The sequence below is a fragment of the Kitasatospora sp. NPDC092286 genome (assembly GCF_044755565.1).
GTDB lineage: Bacteria > Actinomycetota > Actinomycetes > Streptomycetales > Streptomycetaceae > Kitasatospora.
The window spans coordinates 1-24,685 of the sequence record NZ_JBIVRD010000002.1 but is presented as its reverse complement, the minus strand read 5'-3'; the positions used below and the strand labels follow the sequence as shown (position 1 = coordinate 24,685).

The 24,685-nt window shown below is 73.3% G+C and carries 24 protein-coding genes and 1 pseudogene; 15 read left to right on the top strand and 10 right to left on the bottom strand.

The window, feature by feature from the left end:
* Positions 1-177: 177 nt before the first annotated feature.
* The 4 genes from ACIQIB_RS02820 to ACIQIB_RS02805 all read right to left on the bottom strand — a co-directional run bounded on the left by ACIQIB_RS02820 (position 178) and on the right by ACIQIB_RS02805 (position 4,659).
* Entirely contained in the window at positions 178-1,470 is a 1,293-nt protein-coding gene (locus ACIQIB_RS02820; protein WP_400649768.1) for a multidrug effflux MFS transporter, read from the bottom strand.
* Between the two features lie 143 nt (positions 1,471-1,613).
* Positions 1,614-2,096: a hypothetical protein gene (locus tag ACIQIB_RS02815; RefSeq protein WP_363615328.1), complete on the bottom strand. Its 483-nt coding sequence runs from the start codon at positions 2,094-2,096 to the stop codon at positions 1,614-1,616.
* Between the two features lie 280 nt (positions 2,097-2,376).
* Entirely contained in the window at positions 2,377-3,255 is an 879-nt protein-coding gene (locus ACIQIB_RS02810; protein WP_400756340.1) for an alkaline phosphatase family protein, read from the bottom strand.
* Positions 3,256-3,480: 225 nt separating this feature from the next.
* Entirely contained in the window at positions 3,481-4,659 is a 1,179-nt protein-coding gene (locus ACIQIB_RS02805) for an acyl-CoA dehydrogenase family protein (protein WP_400649776.1), read from the bottom strand.
* Between the two features lie 85 nt (positions 4,660-4,744).
* On the opposite strand from ACIQIB_RS02805, the gene ACIQIB_RS02800 reads away from it, so the two are divergent.
* Both ACIQIB_RS02800 and ACIQIB_RS02795 read left to right on the top strand, forming a co-directional pair.
* Entirely contained in the window at positions 4,745-5,281 is a 537-nt protein-coding gene (locus ACIQIB_RS02800) for a GNAT family N-acetyltransferase (RefSeq protein ID WP_363604592.1), read from the top strand.
* Between the two features lie 61 nt (positions 5,282-5,342).
* Positions 5,343-5,663 carry a hypothetical protein gene (locus ACIQIB_RS02795; protein WP_363604591.1) on the top strand — a complete coding sequence of 107 codons (321 nt, stop codon included), beginning with the start codon at positions 5,343-5,345 and terminating at the stop codon, positions 5,661-5,663.
* A gap of 38 nt (positions 5,664-5,701) precedes the next feature.
* On the opposite strand, the gene ACIQIB_RS02790 is transcribed toward ACIQIB_RS02795, so the two are convergent.
* The 3 genes from ACIQIB_RS02790 to ACIQIB_RS02780 form a co-directional block, all read right to left on the bottom strand.
* On the bottom strand, positions 5,702-6,208 hold the full coding sequence (locus tag ACIQIB_RS02790; RefSeq protein WP_400649780.1) for an NUDIX hydrolase: 507 nt from the start codon (positions 6,206-6,208) through the stop codon (positions 5,702-5,704).
* A gap of 71 nt (positions 6,209-6,279) precedes the next feature.
* Positions 6,280-6,588 (bottom strand): AzlD domain-containing protein, encoded by a 309-nt coding sequence (locus tag ACIQIB_RS02785; RefSeq protein WP_363604588.1) that lies wholly within the window; start codon positions 6,586-6,588, stop codon positions 6,280-6,282.
* Positions 6,588-7,430 (bottom strand): AzlC family ABC transporter permease, encoded by an 843-nt coding sequence (locus tag ACIQIB_RS02780; RefSeq protein WP_400756338.1) that lies wholly within the window; start codon positions 7,428-7,430, stop codon positions 6,588-6,590. The genes ACIQIB_RS02785 and ACIQIB_RS02780 overlap by 1 nt, the downstream gene beginning before the upstream one ends.
* 67 nt (positions 7,431-7,497) lie before the next feature.
* Between ACIQIB_RS02780 and ACIQIB_RS02775 the strand changes: the two genes are divergently transcribed.
* Positions 7,498-8,088, top strand: coding sequence for a helix-turn-helix domain-containing protein (locus ACIQIB_RS02775; RefSeq protein WP_400650317.1), 591 nt, complete (start codon positions 7,498-7,500; stop codon positions 8,086-8,088).
* Positions 8,089-8,158: 70 nt separating this feature from the next.
* Here the strand turns inward: ACIQIB_RS02775 and ACIQIB_RS02770 are convergent, their stop codons facing one another.
* Positions 8,159-10,048 carry a cholesterol oxidase substrate-binding domain-containing protein gene (locus ACIQIB_RS02770; RefSeq protein WP_400756336.1) on the bottom strand — a complete coding sequence of 630 codons (1,890 nt, stop codon included), beginning with the start codon at positions 10,046-10,048 and terminating at the stop codon, positions 8,159-8,161.
* Positions 10,049-10,317: 269 nt separating this feature from the next.
* Between ACIQIB_RS02770 and ACIQIB_RS02765 the strand changes: the two genes are divergently transcribed.
* Both ACIQIB_RS02765 and ACIQIB_RS02760 read left to right on the top strand, forming a co-directional pair.
* The gene (locus ACIQIB_RS02765) at positions 10,318-11,037 is read left to right on the top strand and encodes a carbon-nitrogen hydrolase family protein (protein WP_400756334.1); all 720 of its coding nucleotides are present in this window, start codon (positions 10,318-10,320) and stop codon (positions 11,035-11,037) included.
* Positions 11,038-11,161: 124 nt separating this feature from the next.
* Complete coding sequence (locus ACIQIB_RS02760) at positions 11,162-12,556, top strand: class II fumarate hydratase (RefSeq protein ID WP_400756332.1); 1,395 nt, start codon at positions 11,162-11,164, stop codon at positions 12,554-12,556.
* A gap of 118 nt (positions 12,557-12,674) precedes the next feature.
* Here the strand turns inward: ACIQIB_RS02760 and ACIQIB_RS02755 are convergent, their stop codons facing one another.
* Positions 12,675-13,145, bottom strand: a complete 471-nt coding sequence (locus tag ACIQIB_RS02755) for an SPW repeat protein (protein ID WP_363604581.1) — start codon at positions 13,143-13,145, stop codon at positions 12,675-12,677.
* 183 nt (positions 13,146-13,328) lie between these two features.
* On the opposite strand from ACIQIB_RS02755, the gene ACIQIB_RS02750 reads away from it, so the two are divergent.
* Both ACIQIB_RS02750 and ACIQIB_RS02745 read left to right on the top strand, forming a co-directional pair.
* Positions 13,329-13,901, top strand: a complete 573-nt coding sequence (locus ACIQIB_RS02750; protein WP_400756330.1) for a PadR family transcriptional regulator — start codon at positions 13,329-13,331, stop codon at positions 13,899-13,901.
* Positions 13,897-14,261, top strand: a pseudogene (locus ACIQIB_RS02745) (hypothetical protein); the annotation flags it as partial. The gene ACIQIB_RS02750 and the pseudogene ACIQIB_RS02745, both read left to right, overlap by 5 nt.
* Positions 14,262-14,342: 81 nt before the next feature.
* On the opposite strand, the gene ACIQIB_RS02740 reads toward ACIQIB_RS02745, so the two are convergent.
* Entirely contained in the window at positions 14,343-15,659 is a 1,317-nt protein-coding gene (locus ACIQIB_RS02740; RefSeq protein WP_400756593.1) for a M28 family metallopeptidase, read from the bottom strand.
* A gap of 581 nt (positions 15,660-16,240) precedes the next feature.
* Between ACIQIB_RS02740 and ACIQIB_RS02735 the strand changes: the two genes are divergently transcribed.
* The 8 genes from ACIQIB_RS02735 to fahA all read left to right on the top strand — a co-directional run bounded on the left by ACIQIB_RS02735 (position 16,241) and on the right by fahA (position 24,518).
* Positions 16,241-16,651 (top strand): ArsR/SmtB family transcription factor, encoded by a 411-nt coding sequence (locus ACIQIB_RS02735; RefSeq protein WP_400756328.1) that lies wholly within the window; start codon positions 16,241-16,243, stop codon positions 16,649-16,651.
* The gene (gene arsB / locus ACIQIB_RS02730) at positions 16,648-17,763 is read left to right on the top strand and encodes an ACR3 family arsenite efflux transporter (RefSeq protein ID WP_400756326.1); all 1,116 of its coding nucleotides are present in this window, start codon (positions 16,648-16,650) and stop codon (positions 17,761-17,763) included. Before ACIQIB_RS02735 ends, arsB begins: the two co-directional genes overlap by 4 nt.
* Positions 17,756-18,169 carry an arsenate reductase ArsC gene (locus ACIQIB_RS02725; RefSeq protein WP_400756325.1) on the top strand — a complete coding sequence of 138 codons (414 nt, stop codon included), beginning with the start codon at positions 17,756-17,758 and terminating at the stop codon, positions 18,167-18,169. The genes arsB and ACIQIB_RS02725 overlap by 8 nt, the downstream gene beginning before the upstream one ends.
* 207 nt (positions 18,170-18,376) lie before the next feature.
* Positions 18,377-19,783: an alpha/beta family hydrolase gene (locus tag ACIQIB_RS02720; RefSeq protein WP_400756324.1), complete on the top strand. Its 1,407-nt coding sequence runs from the start codon at positions 18,377-18,379 to the stop codon at positions 19,781-19,783.
* A gap of 205 nt (positions 19,784-19,988) precedes the next feature.
* Positions 19,989-21,203, top strand: a complete 1,215-nt coding sequence (gene hppD, locus ACIQIB_RS02715; protein ID WP_363604572.1) for a 4-hydroxyphenylpyruvate dioxygenase — start codon at positions 19,989-19,991, stop codon at positions 21,201-21,203.
* Between the two features lie 53 nt (positions 21,204-21,256).
* Positions 21,257-22,459 carry a cupin domain-containing protein gene (locus tag ACIQIB_RS02710; RefSeq protein ID WP_363604571.1) on the top strand — a complete coding sequence of 401 codons (1,203 nt, stop codon included), beginning with the start codon at positions 21,257-21,259 and terminating at the stop codon, positions 22,457-22,459.
* Positions 22,456-23,301, top strand: a complete 846-nt coding sequence (locus ACIQIB_RS02705; RefSeq protein ID WP_400756322.1) for a hypothetical protein — start codon at positions 22,456-22,458, stop codon at positions 23,299-23,301. Before ACIQIB_RS02710 ends, ACIQIB_RS02705 begins: the two co-directional genes overlap by 4 nt.
* A complete protein-coding gene (gene fahA, locus ACIQIB_RS02700; RefSeq protein ID WP_400756320.1) occupies positions 23,298-24,518 on the top strand; it encodes a fumarylacetoacetase in 1,221 nt (406 codons plus the stop codon). Before ACIQIB_RS02705 ends, fahA begins: the two co-directional genes overlap by 4 nt.
* Positions 24,519-24,685 lie beyond the last annotated feature (167 nt).

Below are 24,685 nucleotides of genomic sequence, written 5' to 3'. Positions count from 1 at the left end.
GGTTTCGTTCGCCGTTTTTATTTTTGGGGTCTTCTTTTTCTCCGGCGCGCCCCCCCGGGGGGGCCGCGCCTCCGGCCCCCCCCCCCCGGGGGGGGGCCCCCCCCCCGCCGGGCCCCCCCCCGGCGGCACGTGTACGCGGCACGCGTGCCCGACCCCGGTCGGCGCACGGGCCCTCCGTCAGACCGCCCGCGCCGCCTCCGGGCCCGGGGCCGCAGGGCGCCAGGGGCGGCAGAGCGCCAGGTAGGAGGCGGTGGCGAGGAGGGCGCAGACCAGGACGACGACGGCGAGCAGAACCGCGGAGGGGCTGCCGCCGAGGCTGCTGAGCGGGGCGACAAGGGCGCCGCAGAGGAAGGTACCGGTACCGATCAGCGCGGAGGCGGAGCCGGCGGTCTGCGGGGGGACCAGGCTGAGCGCCTGGGCGGCGGAGTTCGGCAGGACCACGCCGAGACTGCCCATCATGACGAACAGGGCCGGGCAGACGCCGAGCAGTCCGGCGTCCCAGACGGCCGTCACCAGGACCAGCGCCACCCCGGCCGCCACGGCCGTGCCGAGGCCGGCCAGCATCAGCGCGCCCGCAGTGAAGCGGCGGGCCAGGACCCGCCCGTTCAGCTGGGTGACGGCCACGATCGCCAGCGAGTTGAGGCCGAAGAGCAGACTGTAGGTCTGCGGCGAGACGTGGTAGACGTGCTGGAGCACCACCGAGGAGCCGCTGATGTAGCCGAACAGCGTGCCGAAGGCGAAGGTACTGGTCAGGACCAGCCCGAGGAACGGCAGGTCGCGCAGGAGCCCGCCCATGGTGCGCAGCGTGGTGGTGAGCCCGCCGCGGTGCCGGTTCGCGGGCGGCAGGGTCTCCCGCAGGGCCGCGAAGGCGACCAGGCTGAGCAGCAGGCCGAGGGCGGTGAGGGCGCCGAAGGTGCCGCGCCAGGAGGTGACGCGGAGCAGCTGGGCGCCGACGACCGGGGCGAGGATCGGGGCGAGGCCCGATATCAGGCTGATCGAGGCGAGGAAGCGGAGCATCGCGACGCCCTCGAAGCGGTCGCGGGCGACGGCGCGGCCGATGACCAGGCCTGCGGCGCCGGCGGCGCCCTGGACGAAGCGGGCCGCGATCAGGACGGGCAGGGTGGGGGCGAGGACGCAGACCACGCTGGCGAGGGTGTAGACGACGAGGCCGGCGAGCAGGGGCGGGCGGCGGCCGAGGCGGTCGCTGAGCGGTCCGAAGAGCAGTTGTCCGGCGGCGACGCCGAACATCGAGAAGGTGAGGGTGAGCTGGACGGCGGCCGGTTCGGCGGCGAGGTCGTCGGCGATCGCGGGCAGGCCGGGCAGGTAGAGGTCGGTGGTGAGGGGTCCGAGGGCGACCAGGCCGCCGAGGACGGCGATGGTGGTGCGGCCGGGGGCGGCGGCGGATCCGGTGGTGGTGGTCGTGGGGGCGGTCGACGTGTCGCCGGTGGCGCCGGCGGTCGGACCAGGCATGGGGCTCCTCACAGGACGGGGCAGGGTTGGTACTCGCTCCGTCCTATCGCAGCGGCCCGGGGTCCGGATACCCGGGGTCCGCCGCGTGGATCATCATCCGCCCCGGCGCTCGGCGATCCGCCCGGCGCTCAGCGCGCGCCCGTTCAGTGCTTGGCCGGCCGCTCGGCGCGCAGGGCGGCCTGGACGGCGGCGCCGTCCTGCCAGGCGTAGAGCTGGTCGCCCGTCAGGGTGACGTTGTAGTGGCCGCAGGTACCGCTGACCTTCGAGGTGACGCTCTCGGGGAACCAGCCGGCCCTGAGCGAGACCGGCGCCGGGTGGACGCCCTTGCCCGGCAGCGTCGTGGCGCAGCCGGCGGGCAGCCGTCCGTCGGGGAGGGTGGCGCGCAGCAGCCGGTCGTCGCCGGTGGTGGACATCAGGTAGCGGACGGAGGAGGCGTTGTCGGGCAGCCAGTCCGGCATCGAACGGCGGTCGGCCTTGGCCTCGGAGCCGGTGGAGTACGAGGCCTGCTCCTGGTGGCGGTCGTCGTACCAGTCGGCCACGCGCGGGCCGACCGCGACGACGGCGACGGCGACGGCCATGCCGGTGCCCGCGACTCCCAGTGCGACCTTGCTCACGATGCCGTTCATGCCCGCCCTGCCCTCTTCCTGTGTCGGATCCCGCCGCGCCGGTCCCGTCCGCCCCGGGCTTCCGTGGCCCGGTGTTCCGGTGTACATCCATCCTGACCGGTGTGTGCTGCCGGAACGTCACCACGAGGTCGTGACCATGTCTCCATCCCACGGGGTACGGTCTCCGCCTTCAGGGGTATACCCGGCCACCTGATGTCAGGGTCGCGCGCCCTGTAGAGCCTGGCTCAAGTCCGGCCGGGGCGCAGCCCGGCCGGTCCACCCGGGCGGCCCTGCCGGATCGTCAGAAAGCGGCTGGGACGGGCCGGGCGAGCGGGAAGGGGCGGCCGTCCAGGGTCCAGTGCGGGTCGATGGGGCGGCCGAGCGAGGCGTACACCTGGGCGGCGACGTCCGGGTGACGGATCTCCCCGGTGGGCGGCGCGGCGGGGATGCCGGGGCCCGCGCAGGCCACCCAGGCGGTGCGCTCCTCGGTGGTGCGGCCGCCGTGGCCGCCGGCGTCGACGTGGCCGTGGTCGGTGACGACGATGACCGTCCACTCCTCGTCGGGGTAGCCGGCCCGGCCGCGGACGGCGTCCAGGAGCCGGCCGAGGCGCTGGTCGGCGGCGCGCATGGAGGCGCGGTACTCCTCGCCACAGCCGAGGAAGTGGGCGGTCTCGTCGACCGCGCCGAGGTAGACGAAGGACGCCTCCGGGTCGGCGGTGCCGAGGACGTGCACGGCCTCCCGGGTGACCTCCTCGTCGACGGTCTCCCAGGCCTCGGGGGTGTCCTCGGCCGGGGCGACGTAGGAGAGGCGGCCGGGGGCCCGGAACAGCGGGCCGCCGGACTCGCCGATGACCAGCGGGTCCCAGCCGGCCGCGACGAAGGTGCGGCGGCGGTCCTGGCGGGCGAGGCGGGTGGCGAAGTCGGGGAAGACGTCGAGCCGGTGGCCGGCCAGGTGATTGCCCCAGACGCCGTGCTTGGCGGGCTCGACGCCGGTGACGATGGTGGCCCAGCAGGGGCCGGACATGGTGGGGGTGGACTCCGCCACGGTGACCGGCGCCAGGAACCCGGCCTCGGCGACCTCCGCGAGCCTCGGCATCGGGACCTGCTCCAGCAGGTCGTACCGGACACCGTCGATTCCGACGACGAACACCCTGGGCCGGGACGGCGCGGCTGTGGACATGGTGGGGAGTTCCTTTCGGTGGTGCGCATCCGGCCGCACCCCGCGGGCGCCGCCGACCGCGTCATGGTCCACGGCGTCGCGTACCGGCGGGTGGAGCGGAGGGGAACGAGGGGTGTCCGGGCGGCGTCGGACGTCCCGAGGGGCCGGCACCGGCCGGCGCGGCCCGGCCGGTGCGGGCGCCGGTGCGGCGGGCCGGCGCGGGCCCTCCGGGGCGACGAGGGGGCGTCAGCGGTAGGCGGCCTCGCCGGTGATGGCCTCGCCGAGGACGAGGGTGTGGATCTCGCTCGTCCCCTCGTAGGTGAGCACCGACTCCAGGTTGTTGGCGTGCCGCAGCACGGGGTACGCGGTGGTGATGCCGTTGGCGCCGAGGATCGTCCGGGCGCTGCGGGCGATCTCCAGCGCGGCGCGCACGTTGTTGAGCTTGCCGAAGCTGATGTGCGCCGGGCGGGCCGCGCCCTCGTCCTTGAGCCGGCCGATCCGCAGGGCGACCAGGTAGGCCTTCTCCACCTCCAGCATCATCTCGACCAGCTTCTGCTGGGTGAGCTGGAAGCCGGCGATCGGGCGGTCGAACTGGACCCGGCTCCTAGCGTAGTCGAGCGCGGCGGTGTAGCAGTCGCGGGCGGCGCCGACGGTGCCCCAGAGGATGCCGTAGCGGGCCTCGCCCAGGGAGGACAGCGGTCCGCGCAGGCCGCTGACGCCCGGCAGCACGGCGTCGGCGGGCAGGACGACCTCGTCGAAGACGAGTTCGCTGGTCACGGAGGCGCGCAGGGAGAGCTTGCCGGGCACGTCGCGGGTGGTGAAGCCGGGGGTGCCGGGCTCTACCAGGAAGCCGCGGACGCCCTCGTCGGTCTGCGCCCAGACGACGGCGACGTCCGCGATCCCGCCGTTGGTGATCCACATCTTGCCGCCGGAGAGGACCCAGTCGCCGCCCTTGCGGCGGGCCCGGGTGCGCATGGCGGCGGGGTCCGAGCCGACGTCCGGTTCGGTGAGGCCGAAGCAGCCGATCAGCCGGCCGGCGGCCATGCCGGGCAGCCAGCGCTGCTTCTGCTCCTCCGAGCCGAAGGCGTGGATCGAACGCATCGCCAGCGAGCCCTGGACGGAGACGAAGCTGCGCAGCCCGGAGTCGGCGGCCTCCAGCTCCATGCAGGCGACCCCGTAGGCGACGGCGCCGGAGCCGGTGCAGCCGTAGCCGTCCAGGTGCATGCCGAGCACCCCGAGGGCGCCCAGTTCGGGGGCGAGTTCGCGGGCCGGGAAGACGCCGCGCTCGAACCAGTCGCCGATGTGCGGGCGGATCCGCTCGTCGGCGAACTTCCGTACGGTGTCGCGGATCAGCCGCTCCTCGTCGGTGAGCAGGTCGCCGACGGCGAGCAGGTCGGCCGGGTCGATCCGGGTCGGCTTCGTCATTGAAGCTCCTTGTAGTCTCGGCGGGGTACCGGCGAGTATTCCGCACGCCGCAGGGTTCGGGCGGGCGGGGAGCGAAGGAGTGACCATGTACACGATCAGCAGGGTGACGGCGGACGAGCTGCTGGACTCGGCCGTGCCGCTCGCCGGGCTGCTGGTGGACACCGTCGGGGCCGGTGCCTCGCTCGGCTTCCTCTCCCCGCTCGACCCCGCCGAGGCGGCCGCGTGGTGGCGGGCCCTGGCGCCGGACGTCGAGGCCGGGCGGCTGCTGCTGTGGACGGCCCGGAGGGACGCCGACGGCCTGATCGCCGGCACCGTGCAGCTGCGCCCGGCGGCCTCCGCCAACGGCCGGCACCGGGCGGAGGTCTCCAAGCTGATGGTGGACCAAGCGGACCGCGGCAAGCGCCTGGCCGGATACCTGCTGGCCGCCCTGGAGTTCGCCGCCGCCGACCTCGGCATCCGGCTGCTGGTGCTGGACACCCAGACCGGGAGCCCGGCCGAGCGGATGTACGAGGCCGCGGGCTGGACGCGGGTCGGCATCGTGCCCGACTACGCCACCGACCCGGCGGGCGTAGCGCACCCGACCACCATCTTCTTCAAGTCGCTGACCCCTGCGGCACCGTAGCCCGCGCCGCGGTCCACGTCGGTACGATGATCCTTTTCGGGAGCCGGGCAAGGGGTGGGACATGGCGCGCTGGGCACTGGTCGTCCAGGAGACCGAGGGCCTCGGCAACGACCGGATCTGGGGCCCCAAGGTGCTCGCCGAGGTCGAGGGCACCCGCGCGGAGGCGCTCGCCGAGCTGAAGCGGCTCGTCCCGGCGTACACCCCGCAGCACCCGTTCAACAGCCGCCGGCGCACCCTGCTCCGCGACGGCGACACCTATCTGCTGATCTGTCAGGGCAGCATGCGCGACTACCACTGCGAGTTCACGGTGTGGGAGCTGCTCTGGGACAGCGAGCGGCCCGAGATCCAGCGGGAGCGCCTGACCGACGGCACCACCGGCTGAACACGACGGGCCCCCGACCGAGCCCGAGGCTCAGACCATCAGTGATGCCAGGGCAGCCGAACCGGCTCAGCAGGAATACGCCCGGCGACGAGCTCAGCGGCCAGCTCGACGAGACCGAGGGGGTAGATGGTGTCGCTGCCGGCAGCGAGCTCATTCAGTGTCCACCAGCGGTACCCCGCATGGTGTTTGCGCTCATGCGCTTCCTGCCCACCGACATCGACCTGGTGGGCCGTGACCCGACAGTGAAAGAAGTCGTCCTGGAAAACGCCCTCGGCCCACCCGAGGTCCGCATACCCGGACGTCTCCGCGACCTTTGGCCCGAGAGCCTCCGCGTCGACGGACAGCCCCGTCTCCTCACGCAGTTCCCGGGCCGCCGCCTCGGCCAGGCTCTCGTCGCCCTCCACGCCCCCGCCAGGGGTGCACCAGCCGTGGCCACCCTCGGGGTCGTCCGGATCGACATGGAACTTCAGCAGTAGCACCCGGTCCGCCTCGTCGACCAGCACCACACGGGCAGAGCGACGGCGATAGCCTTCTCGATCAGACACTCCGGCAGGGTAGCCGGGAAGACGCGAGTGCGCCGCCTTCGAGGCGGCTCGGCGACGGGCCCGGGACTCCGTCAGGCGACCCCGCAGAGCCGGAGCAGCGCCGTCGTCGCCGCGCCCGCGACCACGACGACGGGGAAGGGCGCGCGGCGCAGCGCCAGCACCCCGGCGACCAGGACGCCGGCCGGGCGGGCCCAGCCGGCGAAGCCGTGGCCCTGGGTGAGCGCGCCGGTCGCGACCAGGGCGACCAGCAGGACGGCGGCGGCGACGGCGAGCAGGTGGCGCAGCCGGTCGGAGATGGTGAGCCGGTGGCCGAGCGTGGGCCCGGCGACGCGGAAGGCGTAGGTGCCGGCGGCCAGCAGGAGGATGGCGAGCAGGGACATCAGCGGACCTCCTCGGTCAGGGGTTCGGGCCGGTTTCGGACGAGCGGGTCCCTGGCGGGCCGTCGGTCCGGGTCCGGGCGGGTGTCCGCGACCGGCTCGGCGTCCACGGCCGACACGGCGTCCGCGGCCACAGCCGCGTCCCCGGTCGGACCCGCCGCCAGGTCCGCGCTCGGCGCCTTGGGCCGTCCGGCGAGCAGCAGCCCGAGGAGGGAGAGCAGCACGGGCAGACCGGCCGGCAGGAACGGCGTGGCGGCGACGGCCAGGACGGCACCGAACAGGGCGGCGGCGCGGGTGCGGCGGTCGGCGAGCGAGGGCAGGACGAGGGCGAGCAGGACGGCCGGGAAGGCGGCGTCGAGTCCGAGCGCGTCGGTGTCGCCGATCAGGCCGCCGGCCGCCGCGCCGAGCACGACGGCGACGTTCCAGACCGCGAACAGCGCGAGCCCGCAGAGCCAGAACGCGGCCCGCCGTCGGCGACGGTCGGGCTGGAGCAGGGCGAAGGCGACCGACTCGTCGGTCATCACCTGCGCGCCGACCAGCCGCCGCCACCGGGGGCCGTCGAACACGTCGGCGACGGTGAAGCCGAACGGCAGCAGGCGCGCGTTGAGCACCAGGCCGGTCGCGACGGCGGCCAGCGCGCCGCCGCCCGAGAGGACCACGCCGACGGCCGCGAACTGGGCGCCGCCGGCGAAGACGAGCAGGGACATGGCGACCGGCACCCAGAGAGGCAGGCCGCCGGAGACGCTGATCGCGCCGAAGGAGGCGCCGACGAGCGCGTCGGCGAGGCAGACCAGAGCGATGTCACGGAGCGTGGCACGCTCCAGTGTTCGGATCATCGAACGCATGTCCAGTAGAGTGAACCCCATGACCGTCGTTCGTCAAGACGAACGCCTGGACCTGTGGAGCGAACGCATGAGCGCGGGCAGCAGCGGCAACACCTCCCCCGCCGGCTCGGGATCGGATCTGATCGGGCTGATCGCGGCGTCGATCCGGCGCGAGCGCGAGCGCGGCGGCCTGTCGATGGCCGAGCTGGCCCGGCGCGCCGGGATAGCCAAGTCCACGCTCTCCCAACTGGAGTCGGGCGTGGGCAACCCCAGCGTGGAGACGCTCTGGGCGCTCGGTGTCGCGCTGGACGTGCCGTTCAGCCGACTGGTCGACCCACCGCGACCGGTGGTCCGGGTGATCCGGGCCGGCGAGGGGCCGGTCACCCACTCGGAGCGGGCCGACTACGCGGCCACGCTGCTGGCCTCCTGCCCGCCGAACGCCCGGCGCGACATCTACCGGATCGAGGCGCAGCCGGGCGAGACCCGGGCCTCCGACCCGCACATGCCCGGCACGGTGGAGCATGTGCTGCTCGGCGCGGGGCGGGCGCTGGCCGGGCCGTCGGACGCCCCGGTGGAGCTGGGCCCGGGCGACTACGTCAGCTACCCGGGCGACGCCGCGCACGTGTTCCGCGCCCTGGAGCCGGGCACCCTGGCGGTGATCGTGATGGAGCACGTCTGAGCGGGCCGCCGGCCGGGGCGGTCGGCGGGTCGGCCCGGTCCGCCGACCCGCCGCTCAGTTGCTCAGTTGCTCAGCCGCTCAGCAGGCCGTCCAGGAAGGCGTTGCCGAACACCCGGTACGGGTCGTGGCGGTCCAGCACGGCGACCGCCTCGTCCCAGCCGGGCCCGCCGCCCTCGCGGTGGCCGGCGGGGATGACCCGGCCGAGCACGTCCGGGTCGGCCCAGGCCGCGTCGGCGGTGTAGGCCCAGCCCTTGGACCACTCGACGCGCAGGCCGGCCCGGGTGCCGTCGAAGGTGCGCAACAGGTACTGCTCCAGGTCGCGGCAGAAGCGGTGCAGCCCGGGGGTGCCGGGGAGGCTGAGCACGTCGAGCCAGACGGCGGTGTCCCACTCGGGGCGGTCGGGGCGCGGGCGCAGCGCGGAGAGCAGCGGCGGCCGGGCGCCGGGCACACCGCACCAGGCCGGGTCGTCCAGCCCGGTGACCCGGATCTCCACCGCGCCGTTCACCGGGAACTCCCCACGCGCCTGGTATTCGGCGAGCAACTGCCGGTAGTAGGCGGTGAATTCGCTGACGACCCACTGGAGGTCGGCGCGCCGGGCGAGGACGGCGTAGCCGTTGGCGGTGACCCGCAGGGTGGTCGGGCGGACGTACTGCAGCAGGGTGCGCGAGGGGCCCCAGAGGTCGGAACGCAGGCCGTCGGCGAGCAGGTGGGTGAGGAGTTCCCCGCTGAGCAGGTCACGGAGCAGTCCGCCGGAGAGCAGGACGTCGGTGATGTCGCCGGTGAGGGCCACCTTGGCGATGAGGTACTGGAGTTGACCGAAGAGCGGGGCCGATCCCCAGGTACCGGCGACGAGTTCGCCGGCCAGCCGGGCGACCGGCTCCGGAATGCTGTCCGAGAAGGGGTAGTTGTAGGGCTCGGCGACGGTGCGCGCGGCGAACGGGCGGTTCGGGGTGACGCTCCAGGTCTTCAGCCAGGGGTAGTCGGTGTAGGCGAACCAGATCGCCTCGGCACGCCCGTCCCGCTCGACGAAGTCGGCGAAGGTACGGGGGCGGCCGGCGGCGCCCGGGCGGGCGAAGAGTTCGCTCGCCGGGATGTCCAGCCGGCTGACGCAGCGCAGCGGCCGGTCGGCGCCGGCGCGGAGCACGACCTCGGTGACGAAGGCCCGGCCGAGGTGGACCAGGAAGGCGGCGCTGTCGGCCTCGGCCCGGTCGAAGGTGCGCAGGGTGTAGCGGCCGGTGGCCGGGTCGTGGACGACGGCGGTGAGCCGGGTGACCTGGTTGCTGAGCGAGCCGTAGCCGTGGCCGTCGGGGCGGGTCTCGCCGGCCGCGGGGACGGCGGTGCCGTGGCCGCCGACGGCGAGAACGCCCCCGACGGTCAGCTCGCCGGGGGCGGGCACGGCGGTGAGGCCGAGGCCGCGGGTGGCCAGGTGGGCGAGCAGGTCCTCCATGGTGGCGCCGGTCTGGACCCGGACGGTGCCCGGGGAGTCGGCGGCGATCGCCGTGAGGTGGCGGCCGGTGTCCAGTAGCAGGACGCGGGCGGCCTCGGGGGTGCCGGCGGCCACGGTGAGCGGGGACCAGCCGTGCCGGCGGCCCTGGGCCCGCAGCCGCCAGCCGTTGGCGTGCGCCCAGTCGGCGAGGGCGGGGACCTCCTCGGGGGTGCGCGGGGCGCAGGTCCAGAGCTGGTCGGTTCGGATCTCGCCGGACCAGTTCTGGTAGACCCGCTGGTAGAGCTCGGTGCCGGCGGGCAGACCGGGTGGGACAGGCGTGCTCGCCTCGGCATCGTCCGGTCCGACGGTGCCGCGCAGCAGCCACGCCGCTCCGCCGAGCGCCGCGGAGGCGCCGAGAAGCTGCCGCCGGCTCAGGCCCGCCCGGTGGTCCTGGTCGGTCCGGTCCCGCTCGGTCCGGTGTTGTGCGGCCTGGTGTTGTGCGGCCTGGTGCTCCGGCCGTCGTGCTGTGGTCATCGTGTCCGCCCCCTGCATGGTGATCGCCCGGCCCCGGGCGTGCCGGCGTACGCCGGTCTCCGCAGCAGCGTACGAATCGGTGTTCGCCGGTATGACCGGGACGGCTGCCACCATCACCCGATCGGGTGCACATTTGGGGGCGGCGGCGGACGCGGGCCGCGGAGTAGGGCGGTCCGGCAACGCCGTCCACCGGGGTTGTCCGTGGCTGAGGGCGCCGCCTAGGTTGGCCTTGATCGCCCGCCCTGCCCGATCGCTCCGGAGGCCCCGTCGTGCCCGCTCCCCTGACCGTCGCCGTCGTCCAGCCCGCCGCCGCCGAGGCCGCCCGGCCGGACACCGTGGCCGTGAGCGCCGAACGGCACGCCGCCGCCGTACGGGAGGCCGGGACACGGCTGGTGGTCTTCCCGGAGCTGTCGCTGACCGGCTACGACCTGGCCGCGCCCGCCGTCGGCCCGGACGACGCCCGGCTGGCGCCGCTGGTCGCGGCCTGCGCCGGGACCGGTGCCACCGCACTGGTCGGCGCGCCCGTGGCCGATGCCGACGGCCGCGAGTACATCGGCACCCTGGCCGTCACCGGCGCGGGCGCCGCCGTCGTCTACCGGAAGATGTACCTCCACGGGTCCGAGGCCGACCGGTTCTCCTGCGGCGGGAAGCCCGTCGTCCTGGAGCTGGACGGCTGGCGGCTCGGGCTGGCGATCTGCGCCGACGCCGCGGAACCCCCGCACGCCGAGCGGACCGCCGCGCTGGGCATCGACGCCTATGTGGCCTCCACGCTGTACGGCGACGCGCCCGAGGCGGTGGCGCGCCGGGAGAGCCAGCTGCGCGACCGGGCCGCCGCCCACGGGGTGTGGGGCGTGCTGGCCACCACGGCGGGGGCCAGCGGCACGTACCCGCGGACCTCCGGCGGTTCGGGTGTCTGGGCCCCGGGCGGCGCGCTGGTCGTCCAGGCGGGTGCCGAGCCGGGCGAGATCGTCCGTACCGAGCTGCGGTAGGCCCGGCCCAGGGGCGGAACGCGGGGGCGGGCGTCCGGGGCGGACGGCCGGAAATACCCGGGGCCCGCGCGCGGCTGTCGTGATCGGAAGCCGTTCAGTGGCCGATCAGGAGGTGCAGCGCGTGATGGGTGACGAGCAGGAGTACCGGACCGAGCACGACTCGATGGGCGAGGTACGGGTACCGGCCGCCGCCAAGTGGCAGGCGCAGACACAGCGGGCGGTGGAGAACTTCCCGGTGTCGGGCCAGCGTCTGGAGCGGGCGCACATCGCGGCGCTGGCCCGGATCAAGGCCGCCGCGGCCCGGGTCAACGCCCGGCTCGGGGTGCTGGACGAGGAGACGGCGGAGGCGGTCGCGGCCGCCGCCGAGGAGGTCGCCCAGGGCCGTTGGGACGCCGAGTTCCCGGTCGACGTCTTCCAGACCGGCTCGGGGACGTCGTCCAACATGAACGCCAACGAGGTGATCGCCACCCTGGCCGGCGAGCGCCTGGGCCACCCCGTCCACCCGAACGACCAAGTCAACGCGAGCCAGTCCTCCAACGACGTGTTCCCGTCGTCGATCCACATCGCGGCCACCGCCGCCGTCACGCACGACCTGGTGCCGGCGCTGGAGCACCTCGCGGAGGCGCTGGAGCGCAAGGCGGCGGAGTTCGCCCAGGTGGTCAAGGCCGGCCGGACGCACCTGATGGACGCCACGCCCGTCACCCTCGGCCAGGAGTTCGGCGGGTACGCGGCGCAGGTCCGGCACGGGCGCGAGCGGCTGCTGGCGACCCTCCCCCGGGTCGCCGAACTGCCGCTCGGCGGCACGGCGGTGGGCACCGGGATCAACACCCCGCCCGGGTTCGCCGCGGCCGTGATCGAAGAGGTGGCCCGCGCCACCGGTCTGCCGCTGACCGAGGCCCGCGACCACTTCGAGGCGCAGGGCGCGCGGGACGGCCTGGTCGAGCTGAGCGGCCAACTCCGCACCGTCGCGGTCGGGTTCACGAAGATCGCGAACGATCTGCGGTGGATGGGCTCCGGACCGCGCACCGGCCTCGGCGAGATCAACCTGCCGGACCTCCAGCCCGGTTCGTCGATCATGCCCGGCAAGGTGAACCCGGTGCTGCCCGAGGTGGTGCTGATGGTCGCGGCGCAGGTGATCGGCAATGACACCACCGTCACGGTGGCCGGTGCGAGCGGGAACTTCGAACTCAACGTGATGCTCCCGGTGATCGCCCGCAATGTGCTGGAGTCGGTCCGGCTGCTGGCCAACAGCGCCCGGCTGCTGGCCGACCGGACGGTGGACGGCATCACCGCCAACACCGAACGGGCCCGCGAGTACGCCGAGTCCTCACCCTCGGTGGTCACCCCGCTGAACCGGTACATCGGCTACGAGGAGGCGGCGAAGGTCGCCAAGCAGGCGCTCGCCGAACGCAGGACGATCCGTCAGGTGGTGCTGGAGCGCGGCTACATCGAGCAGGGCAGGCTCACCCTGGAGCAGCTGGACGAGGCGCTGGACGTGCTGCGGATGACCCGGCCGTAGGAGGCGGCCCCAGGAGGCGGCTTCGGGACGCGCACCGGGCGCGGAGGGCGGCCTCGCCGCTCCGCGCCCCGGGCTCCGAGCTGTTCGGGGATGTCAGCCCTTCACTCGCCCGCCGGCCTCAGCTCTTGGCCCGGCCGGCCCGGCCACGCCGCATCGACGCCCCGTTGGCCGTCATGGTGGCCATCGAGATCGCCGCGAGACCCAGCAGGAACATCACGGCGCCGACGATCAGGCAGACGACGATGTTCTTCCCTCGGGCGACCGAACCGGAGATCACCCAGGGGGAGATCATGGTCCAGAGGCCGAGCGCCGTTGCCGCCCACGCCCGGGCGTGGGTCCGCTCGTAGGCCGATCCGTACCCGGCCATCAGCACGCAGTAGGCCAGGCCGACGATCAGGCAGGTGACGGTCAGCGTGTTGAACGCGGTGAAGCCGACAATCCATGGCGAGGCCGCCAGGAAGAGACCGGCCAGCACGGCCAGGGCCTCGACACCCTGGGCGCGCGGGGTCGACGTGACCCGCTCGTAGTGTTCCCGTAGTTCGACGATGTCCGGGTGATGCTCCATGCCCATCGGAATCTGGGTAGACACCGATACCACCTCCTAGGTCCGAACATGGAATCGCTTGCCCCGTACCCATTCTGGCGCTTATCTAACGTTTTGCACCTGCTCGCCCGAAATGATCGACAACCCTCGCATCACGCCGGTGACCTGCGTCTCACCGCGCCCGGCCACCATTGCCTATGCAACTAATTGCACAGCAGGATGCCGGCCATGGCACTGGAGCACGCGATCCTCGTCTCACTACTGGAGCAGCCGGGCTCGGGCTACGAACTGGCCCGGCGCTTCGACCGTTCCATCGGCCGCTTCTGGACCGCCACCCACCAGCAGATCTACCGGGTGCTGCGGCGGATGGAGGCGGACGGCTGGATCTCGGCCGAGGAGGTCGCCCAGGCCGGCCGGCCGGACAAGAAGGTGTACTCGGCGGCCGCTCCCGGCCGGACGGCGCTGGCCGACTGGCTCCGGGAGCCGGTCGAGGCGGAGACCGTCCGGCACGAACTCGCGGTCAAGATCCGCGCGGCGGCCTTCGACGACCCGGCCGCACTGATCTCCGAGGTCGAGCGGCACCGCGCGGGCCACGCCGCCCTGCTCGCCCGCTACCTGCACGGCGAGCAGCGCGACTTCCCCGAGCCGGGCGCCCTCGACGACCGGCAGCAGTTGCAGCACGTGGTGCTCCGCGGCGGCATCGAGTACGAGCGGATGACCCTCGCCTGGCTGGACGACGTGCTCGCCACCCTGCACCGTCTCGCCGCCGGTGGCCGCTCCACCCCTGACCGCTCCGTCTGAGCCCCGCCCGGCCCGGACACGCGCCGCCCAACTACCGTCCGAGGGGCACGTGGTGACGTTCGGACTCTCCGAACGCCGCCACGGCGCCGACATCCACTCGACCGATCCGGCTCCCATGTCAGCGAGCTCCGCCTGGAGGACTACCCGGTGCGCGCCGAGAACGTGCCGCACACCGGCCGGGCCGCCTTCGACGCCGCACTCAACACCGTCGACGTCGGCGAGTTCAACCCCTGCGCGGCTTCCATCGGCATCGGCGAGCACGCGATGCACGAGGTCGTCACGCACGCCCACGACCGGGTGCCGTACGGCAAGCGCGTCACCGGCTTCCCGTATGTGCGAAGGGAGTCCACCGACGTCTACGAGATGCGGCCGTAGGGCGGGCGGGGGTGCCGGCGGCGGCCGGCACCCCCTTCCGTCAAGACCCGTTTCAGCTTTCAGGTTTCAGAAGGTGAGCTTCCAGCTGTCGATGTAGCCGGTGTCCTGCGGGCCCACGTCCTGGACCTTGAGCTTCCAGGTGCCGTTGGCGGGCACCGCCGAGGCGTTCACCGTGTAGGTGGTCTGCACGTTCGGCGCGGAGTCGCTGCCGCTGGAGTTCTTCAGCCGGAAGGTGGTGCCGTTCGGCGCGACCAGGTCGATCACCACGTCGCCGCGCCAGGTGTGCTTGATGTCGACACCGACCTGGAGGGCGGCCGGCGCGTTGCCGGTCCGGCCGGTCACGGTGACGGCGGAGGTCACCGCCGGGCCGTTGTCCGGGATCTGCACGTCGGTGGTGTTCTCGAAGACGGTGCCGGTGGGCGGCGTTGTGGTGTCGCCGGCCGCGAGCGTCCAGACCGCGTACGCGATGGCGTCGCTCATCCGGTCCAGCGCGGTGTCGTTGACGTTGGCGCTGGTGTCGCAGGAGGAGTGGTAGCAGCGGTCGAACGGCTGACCCGCCGTACCGCCCCACTTCGCCGCCTGAGCACTGGTCTTGGTGTAGTCGGCACCGCTGAACAGGCCGCCGACGCGGATGCCCGCGTTCTGGAACGGGGCGTGGTCGGAGCGGCCGTCGCCCTCGAAGTCCTGCTCGGTGCTGATGCCGAGGCCCGCGAAGTAGTCGCGGAACAGCGCGTCCAGCGAGGCGTCGTAGCGGTAGGTGAAGTAGCCCGGGTTGGGCGAGCCGATCATGTCGAAGTTCAGATAGCTGTCGATCTTCGAACGTTCACTGACGGGAAGGCTGTTGACGTAGTTCCGGGAGCCGACCATGCCGTACTCCTCCGCACCCCACCAGCCGAAGCGCAGGTGCTTGGCGGGCTTGAGCCCGGCCCGGGAGACGGCCAGCGCGGTCTCCAGGATGCCGGCCGAGCCGGAGCCGTTGTCGTTGATGCCCGGACCGGCGGTGACCGAGTCCAGGTGGGCACCGGCCATCACGACGTGCGAGGTGTCGCCGCCCGGCCAGTCGGCGACCAGGTTGTAGCCGGTCGATCCGCTGTAACTGAAGGTCTGCAGCGTGGTGGTGAAGCCGGCCGCGTCCAGCTTGCCCTTGACGTAGTCGATCGAGGCCTTGTAGCCGGACCGGCCGTGGGCGCGGTTGCCGCCGTTGGCGTTGGCTATCGACTGCAGCTGGGCGAGGTGGGCCTTGACGTTGGCCACCGGGATGTCGGGGGCGGCGGTGGCGGCCCCGGGGCCCGGGGCCGCCAGGGTCACGGGAGCCGCGGGGGTCGCGATGGCGGCGGGGGCGAAGAGGGCGGCGGCGAGTGTGACGACCGCCCCGGTCGACAGGGCGGACAGGCGCAGGCGGGATCGCCGCGAGGCGCGCTCGGTCAATGGAGGCTCCAGATTCTGGTGGGGCAGAACGGAAGCGCGGCGCCTCGCAGGCGGAGACCGGCCCGGGCCGGGTCGGTCTCGGGTCGGGGATCCGACGAGCGGATCCGAGGAGCGGGTCCGGTGAGCGGATCGGGGTCGGGATCCGGTTCAGGATCCGGTGAAGTGCGAGACATGGCCGCGAAGTTGACGCGACCATGATGATTGGGCCAAGCCCCGGTTCCGTCAAGGGGTCCGGGACGGCCGTCCGACACCGCCGGTGGTCGGACCGCCCGCTTCGGGCACGACCGGTGTCCTGGGCGGTACCGCTCGGACGAGGGCGCCGCCGTCATGGCCGAGCGCGGCGAAGCCGCCGCCCGACTCGTCGGCACGCTCGGCCGTCGAGCGCGGACCGGGGCCCGAACCGGGCCGGCGGCCGGTGCGGCATCGGCGACGTCGAACGCCAGCCGGACACGGGACATGGCACCCCCCGAACACCCTGAATTGACGCCTGTCGATGCAGCCTTGCGCCCTGGATCGAAAAACGTCAACATAGAAGTATGTCGAAACAAGAGCTCGTGGTGCTCGGCCAGGACATCGACGGATGCTGCCCGGGCCTGTTGACCGCGCCCCTGGACGAGGACCAGGCCGACGGACTGGCGAAGGTGTTCAAGGCCCTGGGCGACCCGGTCCGTCTGCGGCTGCTGTCGATGATCGCCTCCCGTGCGGGCGGGGAAGTCTGCGTCTGCGACCTCACCCCGGCCTTCGACCTGTCCCAGCCGACGATCTCCCACCACCTCAAACTGCTGAAGCAGGCCGGACTCATCGACTCCGAGCGGCGCGGGACCTGGGTGTACTACCGGCTGCTGCCGCAGATGACCGACCGCCTCGCCGCGATCCTCACCCGTCCCGCAGGGCATCCGCTGCCCGAGCCCGCTGAACCTGCCGAGCCCGCCGGGCCCGCGTCATGAGCACCGAAGCCGCCACCGCGGGGCCGGTCGCCGGACGGCTGTCCTTCCTGGACCGCTTCCTCGCCGTATGGATCCTCGTCGCGATGGCGGCCGGCCTGGGCCTCGGGCGCCTCACCCCCGGCCTGGGTGACGCGCTGGCGAAGGTCACGGTCACCGGTGTCTCACTGCCGATCGCGCTCGGCCTGCTGGTGATGATGTACCCGGTTCTCGCGAAGGTCCGCTACGACCGCCTGGACACCGTCACCCGTGACCGCCGCCTGCTGATCCCGTCCCTGGTCCTGAACTGGGTCGTCGGCCCGGCCCTGATGTTCGCGCTCGCCTGGATCTTCCTGCCCGACCTGCCCGAGTACCGCACCGAACTCGTCATCGTGGGCCTCGCCCGCTGCATCGCCATGGTCGTCATCTGGAACGACCTGGCCTGCGGCCACCGGGAAGCCGCGGCCGTCCTGGTCGCCCTGAACTCCGTGTTCCAGGTGCTCGCGTTCAGCCTGCTCGGCTGGTTCTACCTCTCGGTGCTCCCGGGCCTGCTCGGCCTGGAACAGACCGCGCTGACCGTCTCCACCTGGGACATCGCCCGGAGCGTCCTGATCTTCCTCGGCATCCCCCTGCTGGCCGGGTTCCTCACCCGCCGGATCGGCGAGCAGGCCAAGGGCCGCGCCTGGTACGAGTCCAGGCTGATCCCGCGGCTGGGACCGTTCGCCCTGTACGGGCTGCTGTTCACGATCGTCGTGCTCTTCGCCCTCCAGGGCGACGCCATCACCTCGAAGCCGCTCGACGTCGCCCGGATCGCGCTGCCGTTGCTGGTGTACTTCGCCGTGATGTGGGCCGGGTCCATGGCCGTCGGCCGCGCGGTCGGACTCGGCTGTCCGAAGGCCACGACGCTCGCGTTCACCGCCGCGGGCAACAACTTCGAGCTGGCCATCGCCGTCGCCATCGCCACCTTCGGTGCCACCTCGGGCCAGGCCCTCGCCGGAGTCGTCGGGCCCCTCATCGAGGTACCCGTGCTGATCGGGCTGGTCCAGGTCGCCCTGGCCACCCGCCGCTTCTTTCCCCGGCCCGCCCTCACGACGGCCGGAACGGCCGTCACTCCGGAAGGTTCCGCCCGTGTCTGAGTCAAGGCCGTCCGTCCTGTTCGTCTGCGTCCACAACGCCGGCCGCTCACAGATGGCCGCCGCGTTCCTCACCCACCGCGCGGGCGACCGCGTCGAGGTCCGCTCCGCCGGGTCCGCCCCGGCCGCCACCGTGAATCCGGCCGTGGTCGCGGCGATGGCCGAGGTCGGCGTCGACATCTCCGCCGAGACACCGAAGGTACTGACCGTGGAAGCCGTCCAGGCGTCCGACGTGGTGATCACCATGGGCTGCGGCGACACCTGCCCCGTCTTCCCCGGCAAGAGGTACCTCGACTGGACGCTGGACGATCCGGCCGGGCAGGGCACCGACGCGGTCCGGCCGATCCGGGACGAGATCGACCGGCGCATCCGCGGCCTGCTCACCGAACTCCTGCCCGGGCGCAGCTGACCCCCGTCGCAGCCGGCCCTCGTCCGGCGGCATCGCGCCCCTCGCCCGAGGGCGTCGCCGGGCGCCCTCGGCCGGGCGGCGGCCCCGCTTCAGGGGGAGGGTGATCAGCAGGGCGAGTCCCGTTCGCTGTTACCCCCTCCCCGCCCGCGCCCTCCACCACCCACGTGCCCCGCCCGCCGACGTACGGTGGAACTCGGAGGCCGCGCCATGCACGTCACCGGTACCCACTTCACCGACCGCACCGACGCGGGCCGCCGGCTGGCCGCCCACCTGAGCCATCTGCGCGGCCCCGACACCGTCGTGGTGGCCCTGCCGCGCGGCGGGGTGCCCGTGGCCGCCGAGGTGGCGGCGTCCCTGGGCGCCCCGCTCGACATCTGCGTGATCCGCAAGCTCGGTGTGCCGTCCCAGCCCGAGCTGGGCATGGGCGCGATCGGCGAGGACGGCGTCCGGGTGCTCAACGAACAGGTGCTGCGACTCGCCGGCGTCACCTCCGCGCAGCTGACCCGGGTCGAGGAGCGGGAGCGCGCCGAGCTGGAGCGCCGGGCCCGCCGCTACCGGGGCGACCGGCCGCCCGCCGACCTGCACGGGCGCACCGTGGTCGTGGTCGACGACGGCATCGCCACCGGCTCCACCGCCCGGGCGGCCTGCCTGATCGTCCGGGCCAGGGGGGCGGCCCGGGTGGTCCTGGCCGTCCCGGTGGCACCCGAGGACTGGACGGACCGGCTCGCCGGGGCCGCCGACGAACTGATCTGCGTGGGCACGCCGTCCCCGTTCTTCGCGATCGGCGAGTTCTACGGCGACTTCACGCAGACCGAGGACGCCGAGGTGCTGCGCCACCTCGCCGAGGCCAGGGCCGCGCCCCCGCCCGCCACCGCCGCGGTGGACCGCGAGCTGACCCTGGCGGCCGACGGCGTCGAGCTGGCGGGCCGGCTGACCGTGCCGGCCGCCGCGAGCGGCGTCGTGGTGTTCGCGCACGGCAGCGGCAGCGGCCGGCACAGCCCGCGCAACCGCCAGGTGGCCGCCTTCCTCAACCGGGCGGGCCTGGCCACGCTGCTGTTCGACCTGCTCACCGAGGACGAGGAGCCGGACCGTCGGAACGTGTTCGACGTGGAGCTGCTGGGCGCCCGGCTGACCGCCGTGGCCCTGCGGATCCCCCGGCAGCAGGCGACCCTCGGTCTCCCGCTCGGCCTGTTCGGCGCCAGCACCGGCGCCGCCGCCGCGCTCTGGGCGGCGGCCCGGCTGGGCGACCGCGTGCGGGCCGTGGTCTCCCGGGGCGGGCGACCGGATCTCGCCGCGGCCGCGGACCTCGCCCGTACCACCGCGCCGACCCTGCTGATCGTCGGCGCCCGGGACGGCGCGGTGATCGACCTGAACCGGCAGGCGCGGGCACGGCTGCGCTGCGAGAGTGAACTGGTGCTGGTGCCGCACGCCGGCCACCTGTTCGAGGAGCCGGGCACCCTGGACCGGGTCGCCGAGCTGGCCCGGGACTGGTTCCTGCGCCGCCTCCCCGACCCGCTCGCCTCCCCCGGCGCCCCTGCGGGCCCCACCGACCCCGCCCACCCCACCACCCCTGACGGTCCCGCCCCCTCCGGCCCGGTTATGCAGACCTCGTGAAACCACCCCGAACGGCAGTGCACTTTGTGCAGCCGGACCCTGGATTCTCTGATCACGTTGTACACATTGAACAGTGAAAACCCGACCTGTTGCCCAACGCCCCAGACAGGAGCAAGCTCTCCGCTCAGCCGCACCGCCACCCCTGCGGCGCGGCCGCCTCAAGCGGATGCCTCAGAGCCGAGGCCTCGATGTGGAGGAACGACCGATGACCCCGCAGTCCCACACCCTTGAGCTGACCCCTGAGGAACGCGAGGCCGGTCTCGACGCCGAGCAGCTGCGCCGCCTCGTCGGCCTCGTCGAGCACGACCCCGCCACGGACCCGTTCCCGGTCATCGCCCAGGACGCCGTCGTCTTCGTGGTGGGCAACGCGACCCAGACGGCCCACTTCTACCAGGCCGTGTTCGGCATGGAACTGGTGGCCTACTCCGGCCCCGAGAACGGCCGCCGCGACCGCAAGTCCTTCGTGCTGCGCTCCGGCTCCTGCCGGTTCGTGATCAAGGGCGGTGTCGCCCCGGACAGCCCACTGCTGGACCACCACCGCCGGCACGGCGACGGCATCGTCGACCTGGCGCTGGAGGTGCCGGACGTCGACAAGTGCATCGCGCACGCCCGCGCCCAGGGCGCCACCGTGCTGGAGGAGCCGAACGACGTCTCCGACGAGCACGGCACCGTGCGCCGCGCCGCGATCGCCACCTACGGCGAGACCCGGCACTCCCTGATCGACCGCTCCCGCTACCACGGCCCGTACCTGCCGGGCTACGTGGCCGCCGAGACCCGGGTGACCCGCCCCGCCGGGCAGCCGAAGCGGTTCTTCCAGGCGCTGGACCACGCCGTCGGCAACGTCGAACTCGGCAAGATGGACGAGTGGGTGGCGTTCTACAACCGGGTCATGGGCTTCGTGAACATGGCCGAGTTCGTCGGCGACGACATCGCCACCGACTACTCGGCGCTGATGTCCAAGGTCGTGGCGAGCGGCAACCACCGGGTGAAGTTCCCGCTCAACGAGCCGGCCATCGCCAAGAAGAAGTCGCAGATCGACGAGTACCTGGAGTTCTACGGCGGCCCGGGCTGCCAGCACCTGGCGCTCGCCACCAACGACATCCTCAGCACCGTCGACATCCTGCGGGCCAACGGCGTGGAGTTCCTCTCCACCCCCGACTCGTACTACGACGACCCGGAGCTCCGTGCCCGGATCGGCAAGGTCCGGGTCGAGGTCGAGGAGCTGAAGAAGCGCGGCATCCTGGTCGACCGGGACGAGGACGGCTACCTGCTGCAGATCTTCACCAAGCCCCAGGGCGACCGGCCGACCGTGTTCTTCGAGTTCATCGAGCGGCATGGCTCGCTCGGCTTCGGGAAGGGCAACTTCAAGGCGCTCTTCGAATCCCTGGAGCGCGAGCAGGACCGCCGCGGCAACCTCTGATCGACACCCCTGATCAGAGCGGAACCGACGAACGGCCCAGGAGGAGCAGGACGATGGCGTACTACCGGCAGCTGGGCAGCATCCCGCCCAAGCGTCACACCCAGCACCGCACACCCGAAGGCGGGCTGTACTACGAGGAGTTGATGGGCGAGGAGGGGTTCTCCTCGGACTCCTCGCTGCTCTACCACCGGGGCATCCCCTCAGCCGTCGTGAACGCCGTGCCGTGGGAGCTGCCGGACCAGTCCACGGTGCCCAACCACCCCCTGCTCCCCCGCCACCTCAGGCTGCACGAGCTGTTCGCGGACCAGGAGTGGAAGTCCGCGGACGTGGTCGGCAGCCGTCGGCTGGTCCTCGGCAACGGCGACGTGCGGATCTCGTACGTCGCCGCCGGGGCCCCCAGCGAGCTGTACCGCAACGGACTCGGCGACGAGTGCGTGTACGTGGAGTCCGGCTCGGGCACGGTCGAGACGGTCTTCGGCGCGCTGGAGGTGGGCCAGGGCGACTACGTGGTCATCCCCCGCGCCACCACGCACCGCTGGGTGCCGGCCGGCGACGAGCCGTTGCGCGCGTACTGCATCGAGGCGAACAGCCACATCACCCCGGTGAAGCGGTACCTCTCCAAATACGGGCAGCTGCTGGAGCACGCGCCGTACTGCGAGCGGGATCTGCGCGGCCCGGCCGGCCCGCTGCTGGCGGACACCGCCGGCGACGTCGACGTGCTGGTCAAGCACCGCGGCCCGAACGGCGTCGCGGGCACCCGGTACACCGTCCCGCACCACCCGTTCGACGTGGTCGGCTGGGACGGCTGCCTCTATCCCTACGCCTTCAACATCCGCGACTACGAGCCGATCACCGGACGGATCCACCAGCCGCCGCCGGCCCATCAGGTGTTCGAGGGCAACGGGTTCGTGATCTGCAACTTCGTTCCCCGCAAGGTGGACTACCACCCGCTCTCCATCCCCGTCCCGTACTACCACTCCAATGTGGACAGCGACGAGGTCATGTTCTACTGCGGCGGCGACTACGCGGCCCGCAAGGGCTCGGGCATCGGCCAGGGCTCGATCTCGCTGCACCCCGGCGGCCACACCCACGGCCCACAGCCGGGCGCCTACGAGCGCAGCATCGGTGTGGAGTTCTTCGACGAACTCGCCGTCATGGTGGACACGTTCCGGCCACTGGAGCTGGGCGAGGGCGGCCGGGCGAGCGAGGACGGCAACTACGCCTGGACCTGGTCGGGCCGGGGGCCCGGGCGATGAGCGCGGTCCCCGAGCTGTTCCGCGGCCTCTTCGACGACGCGGCGGTGTTCCCGCCGGGGAACCTGCCGGTCGCCGAGGCGGTGCCCGCCCATCGTGCGTACCGTGCCGCCTGGTACGCCGACGCGGTCGGCCCGCTCCTCTGCGGAGCGGGCCGGCTGGGCGAGTTGGCCGGGGCGACCGCCGGATCCGGCGGCGCCCTGCGGGTCGGGCTCGTACTGCCGGGGGGCAGTGCCGAGCTCGGCCCGGCCCTCGCGGCCGCCGCGCCCTTCGAGGTCGCGGGCGTCGAACTGGCCACCCGCGACGCCCGCGAGGCCGTCGCCGCGCTCGACCTGCTGCTGCCCCCGGACGTCCCGGCCGCCGTCGAGCTGCCGCGCGAACTCCTGCGCGGCGACGGCCTGGACGAGACCCTGGACATCCTCGTGGACAGCCCGTACCGGGCGAAGTTCCGCACCGGCGGGCTGGTGGCCGGCGCCTTCCCGGACGAGGACGAGCTGGCCGGCTTCCTGACCGGCTGCGCCCGGCGCGGGCTGCCGTACAAGTGCACCGCCGGGCTGCACCACGCCGTGCGGCACACCGACCCGGTCACCGGCTTCGAGCACCACGGCTTCCTGAACGTCCTGCTGGCCGCGCGGGAGACCGACCGGGCGGCCGCCGCCGAGGTGCTGGCGGAGCGCTCCGGCGTGACCCTGGCCAAGGCCGTCGGCGAGTTGACCGGACATCAGGTTACGGTGATCAGGAACTCGTTCACCGCGTTCGGCACCTGCAGCATCGCCGAACCCCTGGACGACCTGGCCGGGCTCGGCCTGCTGTCGCCCAGTCCACTGCCCCAGGAGGAGCGTTGACCACCCCCCGCAGCTGGCTCGCCGGCGCGCAGGACTCGCCGTTCGGCGTGCACAACCTGCCGTACGGCGTCTTCACCGCAGCCGACCAGCCGGACCGGCGACGGATCGGTGTCCGCGTCGGGGAGTTCGTCCTCGACGCCGGGGCCGCCGCCCGCGCGGCCGGGGCGCCGTCCGTCCTGCTGGACGCCGACTCGCTCAACCCGCTGCTGGGCGCCGGGCGCCCGGTCTGGACGCGGGTGCGCGCCGAGCTGACCGAATGGCTCACCGACGAGTCGTACCGGGACGCGCTCTCGCCGCTGCTGCTGCCGCTGGCCGAGGTGGAGCTGCACCTGCCGTTCGAGGTCGCCGACTACGTCGACTTCTACGCCTCCGAGCACCACGCCACCAACCTGGGCCGGATCTTCCGCCCCGGCTCGGACCCGCTCACCCCCAACTGGAAGCACCTGCCGATCGGTTACCACGGCCGGGCCGGCACGGTGGTCGTCTCCGGCACTCCGGTGGTCCGTCCGCACGGGCAGCGCAAGGCGCCCGCCGACGCGGCGCCCTCGTTCGGCCCGACCCGCCGGCTGGACATCGAGGCCGAGGTCGGCTTCGTCGTCGGCACCCCGTCCGCCCTCGGTACACCCGTCACCCTGGACGGCTTCCCCGAGCACGTGTTCGGCGTCTGCCTGGTCAACGACTGGTCCGCGCGGGACATCCAGGGCTGGGAGTACGTGCCGCTCGGCCCGTTCCTCGGCAAGTCCTTCGCGACCTCGGTCTCGCCGTGGATCGTCCCGCTGGAGGCCCTGGAGCACGCCCGGGTCACCCCGCCCACCCGGGACGTCGACCCGCTCCCCTACCTGGACGACCGGGACGGCGAACCCTGGGGCCTGGACCTCGCGATGGAGATCCGGCTGAACGGGCACCCGGTCTCCCGCCCGCCGTTCGCCTCGATGTACTGGACGGCCGCCCAGCAGCTCGCCCATATGACGGCCAACGGCGCCTCGCTGCGCACCGGGGACCTCTTCGCCTCCGGCACCGTCAGCGGCCCCGAGGTGGACACCCGCGGCGCGCTGATCGAGCTGACCTGGAACGGCGAGGAGCCGCTCAAGCTCCCCGACGGCACCACCCGCACGTTCCTGGAGAACGGCGACGAGGTCGCCATCACCGCCACCGCCCCGGGCCCCGACGGCAGCGTCGTCGGCTTCGGCGAGGTGACGGGCCGGGTCGTGCCGTAGGGCCTGGTCCGACACCGCACGCGCAACCACTGTGCGAGCGGGGGGAGCGAAAGGGCGGTACCGGGTTCCGGTACCGCCCTTTCGCGGCCCCCCCCCGCCCCCCCCCCGACGGGGGGGGGCCGGAGTTAGGGCGGACGGAGGCCCGCCCCCGAACACCCAACACCAAC